Genomic DNA, 6,527 nt, shown 5'->3' with positions numbered 1-6,527 from the left:
GGTGTGAGTCTTGGAAATGGATTTTTCTTGGTGTCTTTGTGTCTTGGTGAGTCCAGCCCCCGTCTTGGCTTCTGCCGAGATGGGGGACTGGCGAACCCGGAGGGTGGTGAAAAAAGAATTATTGAAACACTAAGACACTAAGACACTAAGAGGAAAATAGTCTTGTCTACTAGGATAATGGTTCGTTTTTTGCCCACCTTGACAGGGCTACCCATACCCCTAGAGAGTTTCTCAATCATGCCACGTGCTTTATGCCGGGAGACCCGTCCACCGCAGTGGCTCCAAAATCCAAAATGGTATAATCTGAATATCTTTTATTTTTATAGAAAATATAAAATCAGCATCCCGTACCTGAGTGTCACCGGGAGCATCTTTCCCTGTTGGGTAACTAGTGTGGTTTCAGAACGAATTCAGTATATGTCGTCGTAGTCTGGCGCTTCAACTCTTCTTGTTTCTGTACGAGGTGGTAAGAACTCAGTTCGACGTACGGGAGCTAAAGGCGGCACAGAACTGTTGTAGGGGTGGATAACTTGAACAGTGCGGGTAGGACGCTGTTTAGGAGAGAACAAAGCCAATACTCCAGCCACTACAATGCCACCGCCAATTGTGAGAGACATGCCCCCCACAGCCCAGACAACGGGCGAAGACCACCAGCGATTTTGAGACTGTTGATCTTGCTGCTGATGCTGCAATTGTGCTGCATTTTGGCTTTGCTGGGCGTTTAATTGCAACTGATAGTTGTAAGCTTGTTGTTGGAATTGAGCTTGCTGTTGCTGGAATGCATTTTTAAGTTGCTCGTTTTCCTTCTTTAGCCCTTCATTTTCCATTTTCAGTCGTTCCATTGCCAGGCGCTCATCAGTGCTTGGGCTGGCTGGTGGTGGTGGAGGTGGCTGTTGTGGATAATATGGCAGTTGTGGTTGCATTACCTGGGGAGGCATGACAGTCGGCATTTGCGGCGCAACATTGACATTTGGTTGTTGTAAGGGATTCCCTGCCCCCTTCAGCAACAGAATAGCCGCTAGCCCAGCTACGGCAACCCCGCCAATAAATGCCATACTTTCACTCATCGCCCTTACCCCTATGCAGCGGCGCAACAATAATCATTTGCAACTGACACATTCTCACACTCATACATTTATAGCTTACAGAACCTTAAATCACACCATATTTCACAACAGCGGCAAAATTTATTTTTTACCGCTGCGTATCTGCATTATATATTCAAGACTATATTTGTTAAATTGTCTACCAAGGTTAGGTGAAAAAACTTGGATATTACACTTTTTTAACCTAGCTTGTACGAGGTAGCGATCGCCTGCTTGAGACTTTGACAAAACGAGGCTATCTCGTTTAATCCCTGCTGTGGGGTATCTGCGTTCAGCCGTTTTACAAAGGCACTGCCAACAATGGCTGCATCGGCTCCCCAGTCCCGCACTTGACGAGCTTGTTCTGGTTGGGAAATTCCAAAACCTACACCGATGGGTTTATCAGTAACACTACGAATTTGCTTGAGTAAATCTGACACTCGCGTTTCCATTTGCGATCGCATACCCGTGACGCCGGTAACGCTAACCAAATAGATAAATCCTTGAGAAGCACGAGCGATCGCTTCTATGCGTTCGCTGGAACTCGTGGGAGCTATCAATAGAGTGACATCTATTCCCATCTGTGCGGCTGGTTCAAGCAAATTCGCAGCTTCTTCTAAGGGTAAATCTGGAACAACCAAGCCAGCTACACCAGCAGCGGCAATTTGTTGGAGAAACTTTTCAATCCCCCGATTGAGAATGGGGTTGTAGTAGGTGAATAAAATCATGGGCGATCGCAAACTCGGAGTAGTTGCTTTCACCATTTCTAGCACTTGGTCTAGAGTCGTTCCTCGTTGCAAGGCTCGGGTAGCAGCGGCTTGGATTACTGGCCCATCCGCCAGCGGATCGGAGTAGGGAACACCCAACTCAATTATGTCAGCACCACTGCGATCCAGAATTCGCAATGCTTCTGCTGTTGTTGCCATATCTGGATCGCCAGCGGTAATAAACGGAATTAAAGCGCACTCACGATTGCGTGCTAGGGTTTCAAAGCAATGGGAAATCGCAGTCATTAGTTATTGGTCATTAGTCATTGGTCAGTAATTGTTGTTTGTTGTTTGTTGTTTGTTGTTTGGAACAAGCAACTACCAACCAACAACTATCAACACACAACAGACAAATGACAATTTTACACTTGTGAACCCTTTTCTTGTTCGATCTCGGCTTGAATTTTTGCTAATTCTTCGGGGGAGAGTTCTTCTAGTCGTTTTTGGAAATAGGCTTCTTCGTATTGCTCGCGTTGTTGATGGTAGGTCATTTTATGGCTGACTGCACGAAAAATGTAGGTGAGCAACCAGCCAACTAACCCCCCGACTAGCAAGAGTTGACTCCAGATACCAGCTGACAAATTATCTAAGCCTGCTAGTTGCAGGAGTAAATACGCCAAGCCGCCTGCAATAAAAATTCCAAAGCCAATTCCAAGAGCGTCAATGCGTCGCATGAGTATTATGACCTACCAATCTCGTTAAGCTTCAATTTGTCGCCGTCGGGGTCGAAGGTTAACAAACGGAGACAGAACCAACAAACCTGGAAAGAAGAAGAATACCAAAAAGTACATAAACGCGCGCTCTATGGAGCTAGCCACATACCAGCGTTTTTGCAGGTACAGTAGCACACCTACAGGTATAACCAAAAGATAAGCTCCAGCCAAAATCAGATATAGCAACGGTACTATAATTCCTTCTCCAATCATAGGTTCCCTCTTTAAGCGGAAATGACCAACGGGTGCTTCTGTTTTCCATCATAGTACCCCCTTACACCCCTCCCTTTTTTCGAGCAGTTCGATTTTCCAAAAAAAAATTTTATGGTTACTAGTTGGCAAATGACAAAATTGATGCTGGAATAGATGAGGAGGTTTTTTTTAAGACTAATCAAGCCTCTATAATCGAAGAGAGTGACTCCCAAAACTTGGGGGTGTGGCGGAATGGTAGACGCTACGGACTTAAGTAATTGAGCCTTGAAGAAGAAATTCCTCAAGTGAACGCTCTCAAATTCAGGGAAACCTAAATCTGGCAACAGACATGGCAATCCTGAGCCAAGCCAAACTTGTCACTTGTCATTTGTCCTTTGTGAGTCACAAAGCGCAAATGATAAATAACAAAGGACAAGTTTGGAAGGTGCAGAGACCCGACGGGAGCTACCCTAACGTGAAGTCGAGGGTAAAGGGAGAGTCCAATTCTCAAAGCCTAATGCAACTAAATTGATTAGGCAGTAGCGAAAGCTGCAAGAGAATGAAAATCCGTTGACCGTAAAAGGTCGTGAGGGTTCAAGTCCCTCCACCCCCACTCCAAGTTGACATTTGCAAAAAAATTTTTTTAGTTTACAGGGTGCGTGTATACGCGCCCTGTAAATTTATGTATGTAATTCTCTAGTAGAGACAGACGCTGAAATACTTGTGAAGAGGTGATTTTCCTTTCAGATCGCTTTATAGATGGCGATCGTCGTGAAGTAAATAACAGCGACAACACAAAGTACTGTAGACTACTGCCTAATGTTTGTCAGCTTCACAATCCACGATCGCCAACTCCAGTCCAAGTCATGATTGTGTGAAATTGCGTATAAAAGTATAATTAATAACTTATTTTTAGTGATTAAGCGCAAAAAAATAAATAATTTACTACTTTACTCATTCCGTATACCAGCCAATTTATCAATTTTATGTAAAGAAAATTTTGAGTTATTAAATACTAGATTGATACTCTTGTTTACCAAGGTTAAGCTGATAAAAATATAACTAAACTTCTTTTTAGTCTTGAGAACTATAATGACCGCTCATAGTTTACAAAATACTCAGGTTAATCAGCATATTGTTAAAGAGAATGTAAAACGTCCAGATTTACAGGTTATACAAGATAAGATTTACAGTTTTTTGGTGGAGAGTGTTCAACAATGCTTGCCAGAAGATGTTTTGCAAGAATTTAAGCTTTTGTTTCTAGATTGCTTAGATTCACCTTGTTCAGATTCCACACCTGGAATATATGAAATTTTTATTGATAATGAACAAGATTTTCATAATACTCTCAAGCGTTGTTGCTACATTTTAGTTAATAATTGGGAAAGCAATAGAAAGTATAAATATATTCAAGAGTTAGTAAAATTATTCGCTGATTATAAAGCCACTCGTAAGCAGACAACTTTTACCAAAATAGCTATTTTTCAAAATTGGATAGAAAATTTTATTAAAAGTGAAGACTTCAAAGAACTGAAGTTATTTGCATATAGAAATGAAGATAAAAGTAAAAGACATTGGGTTCATCGCTATACCTCTTATTTATTAGCAGCTCAATCTGTAGATCAAAATAATCCCAAAGAACAACAAGAGGCAGCTAGAAAAGCTTCCAAACAACTAAAAGATAAATTTAAGTTTGAACTAGCAATGTATATTGCTCGTTCTCAGTCTACTGCTTCTAATAAAACACGTTACAAAAATCCTAGTGTTTTAGGGGATGATGTTTTACGTTTAATTAAAGCGATTGTCGTAAAAAAGGGTGTATTTAGCTATGAAAATATTGCTAATATATTTTTAAAGCAGACTCAAAATCAAACTTTTAAAGATTTCAAAGATAGCCTTGAGAAATATCTAATTTTTTCTGTACAGCAACCAACATTTGTAGAAACTTTGCAGCAACAGGTCTCAGAGAAGCTGTCAGCCTGGAAATCTGAATATGATGAAATAATTATCAGCAAGGATTTATTACTGAGAACTTGTAACCGAGTAATTGATTGTCTGACGACCGAGAATGGGCGGGAACCTTCGCCTTTATTTATTTTATTGCTTTCTCAGGGACATCCTTTAACATTAGTAATTGTACTGCTGAAAATTATTCTAATTTGTAAAAATTCCCGCAGTCATTTAGAAGCTCGTATTGCTAATTTAATTCGCTACTACGATAAATATCCAGAAGAAGAATGCCAGTGGTTCATTAATTTTATTGAAATTTTTAACATCACGCTGGCAATTTATGCTGAAAATGTTGAATACAATTTGGTTAAGATCGAAGCAGACCAGCAGACAAGTGAATTTCAGTTTAATCCGGATGCTTATCGTGTGTTTTCTCAGCTGAAGTTAGGGCAATATTCAAGAGTCAAGAGTCAATACATCTGCCTTATTTAATACATCTGCCTTATTTAAACAGACGCTCATCTAGCCAAGCTAAGGTAGCACCGGCAGTTTCAGATAAAATACTTACAAGCCGATATATACCTGTTGCACTAATTACTACTGCCTCCGGAAAATGATTCTGCAATAGCGCGATCGCAGTTGCTTCAAACACACCCAACCCACCAGGCGCACCAGGAACCACCAACCCCAGTAACCAAGCGAAGCTAAAAGCGCCTAGCAATAAAGGTATTTGACTCAAATTTAAAGAACTCAAGGCATACAAAGTTAAAACAAACCCAATCCCGCGTAGTCCCAAAAAGCCTAGTTCTCCTAATAAAGGTTTGAGAGGATAGCTTTGCATACTCAAATCAATGGCTGAGGTAGTATTAGTATTAGACTTTTTTGCCTTCAAGCGGTATAGCAGGCGAATTAATGGGTTCAAAAACTGGGGATGAAGCACACAAAGTACTACAGCTAAACCCAGTATTTGTGCTATCTGCACAGTCAAGCTGGTATTAGTCTTCACAAACAGACTGCCAACTAAGACAATGATTAAAGCAGCTGCTGCCATGAGTAACGGTTCTAGCAAGACACTGAGGGTAGCTGCACCAGTGGAAACGTTGGCATTTTTTGCCGCCATAATTCGCCCATAGTAATGCCCAACGTTACCAGGCAAATACTTGGCAATATTTGTTTTTAAATAAACATAGATGAACTGGGAAGATGGTACAGGTTGATTTAAATCTTTAAGAACCCAAGTCCATGCGCAACCTGCCCAAGTATGTGCCAGTAAAGTTACACCTGTGGCGATCGCTATAATTGCCCATCCTGCTGCATCAATGCGAATGTCAGCAATTCCTTGCCAGTTATTCTTTAGGGCTGTGGCCAAAAAAAATAGCGTCCCACCCAAAATTAACCAGCGTAAAATTTTCTTGATCATTTTAAAAATTAGACTGTTCAGCTACCGTTTGATTGAACACCTCAAATCATATGGTAAATCAGCAGTATATCGTAAGCGTGTTGGGAAACAGAGTTAATTGATTTTTTGGTTAATGGTTATTAATAAGAGCGAAGTATTTGAACATGTATCTTTTTATAAATCGAAAAATAATTTTGCAAATCCTATTCTTCGAGAACCCCTGTGGCATACGTCTGTACAATGGTTAGTAGTTAATGGGTAAAGCAACTAACTACTAACTAATATCTACTAACTACCTCACTAACTCAGGGTAAGAGCATCTCAATCAGGCTTGACACAAGGAATCAGAAGAATCTAAAGTGTTGCTAATGAAAAAACAATTGAGAACCTGAACCATATAATTGTTATCCATAGCAGTGCG

Annotated in this window: 7 protein-coding genes; 2 read left to right on the top strand and 5 right to left on the bottom strand. The window is 40.7% G+C overall.

All coding sequences use genetic code 11. From position 1 onward, the window contains the following. Positions 1-410: 410 nt before the first annotated feature. From HXY43_RS04785 to ndhL, 4 genes are all read right to left on the bottom strand, one after another. Positions 411-1,067, bottom strand: a complete 657-nt coding sequence (locus HXY43_RS04785) for a heterocyst differentiation related protein (protein WP_290880625.1) — start codon at positions 1,065-1,067, stop codon at positions 411-413. Positions 1,068-1,285: 218 nt separating this feature from the next. Further along, positions 1,286-2,098, bottom strand: a complete 813-nt coding sequence (gene trpA, locus HXY43_RS04780) for a tryptophan synthase subunit alpha (RefSeq protein WP_290880622.1) — start codon at positions 2,096-2,098, stop codon at positions 1,286-1,288. A gap of 116 nt (positions 2,099-2,214) precedes the next feature. Continuing rightward, on the bottom strand, positions 2,215-2,526 hold the full coding sequence (locus HXY43_RS04775) for a DUF3007 family protein (protein WP_026734573.1): 312 nt from the start codon (positions 2,524-2,526) through the stop codon (positions 2,215-2,217). A 24-nt stretch (positions 2,527-2,550) separates the two neighbouring features. Then, on the bottom strand, positions 2,551-2,763 hold the full coding sequence (gene ndhL / locus HXY43_RS04770) for an NAD(P)H-quinone oxidoreductase subunit L (RefSeq protein ID WP_026734572.1): 213 nt from the start codon (positions 2,761-2,763) through the stop codon (positions 2,551-2,553). A gap of 725 nt (positions 2,764-3,488) precedes the next feature. Between ndhL and HXY43_RS04765 the strand changes: the two genes are divergently transcribed. Continuing rightward, positions 3,489-3,635 (top strand): hypothetical protein, encoded by a 147-nt coding sequence (locus HXY43_RS04765; RefSeq protein ID WP_290880618.1) that lies wholly within the window; start codon positions 3,489-3,491, stop codon positions 3,633-3,635. Positions 3,636-3,849: 214 nt separating this feature from the next. Beyond that, positions 3,850-5,199: a hypothetical protein gene (locus HXY43_RS04760; protein ID WP_290880616.1), complete on the top strand. Its 1,350-nt coding sequence runs from the start codon at positions 3,850-3,852 to the stop codon at positions 5,197-5,199. Between the two features lie 10 nt (positions 5,200-5,209). Here the strand turns inward: HXY43_RS04760 and HXY43_RS04755 are convergent, their stop codons facing one another. Continuing rightward, positions 5,210-6,127 (bottom strand): YbhN family protein, encoded by a 918-nt coding sequence (locus HXY43_RS04755; protein WP_290880614.1) that lies wholly within the window; start codon positions 6,125-6,127, stop codon positions 5,210-5,212. Between the last annotated feature and the right edge of the window lie 400 nt (positions 6,128-6,527).

Origin of the sequence: Fischerella sp. (genome assembly GCF_013388695.1) — a bacterium.
Classification (GTDB): domain Bacteria; phylum Cyanobacteriota; class Cyanobacteriia; order Cyanobacteriales; family Nostocaceae; genus PCC9605.
Note: the sequence above shows the minus strand (reverse complement) of the source record. Positions and strands in the feature narration are given on the sequence as shown.

What these genes read in the sequence shown, in the direction of transcription:
- HXY43_RS04785 (WP_290880625.1), bottom strand. Translation starts at nt 1,067, where the DNA reads ATGAGTGAAAGTATGGCATTTATTGGCGGGGTTGCCGTAGCTGGGCTA.
- trpA (WP_290880622.1), bottom strand. Translation starts at nt 2,098, where the DNA reads ATGACTGCGATTTCCCATTGCTTTGAAACCCTAGCACGCAATCGTGAG.
- HXY43_RS04775 (WP_026734573.1), bottom strand. Translation starts at nt 2,526, where the DNA reads ATGCGACGCATTGACGCTCTTGGAATTGGCTTTGGAATTTTTATTGCA.
- HXY43_RS04760 (WP_290880616.1), top strand. Translation starts at nt 3,850, where the DNA reads ATGACCGCTCATAGTTTACAAAATACTCAGGTTAATCAGCATATTGTT.
- HXY43_RS04755 (WP_290880614.1), bottom strand. Translation starts at nt 6,127, where the DNA reads ATGATCAAGAAAATTTTACGCTGGTTAATTTTGGGTGGGACGCTATTT.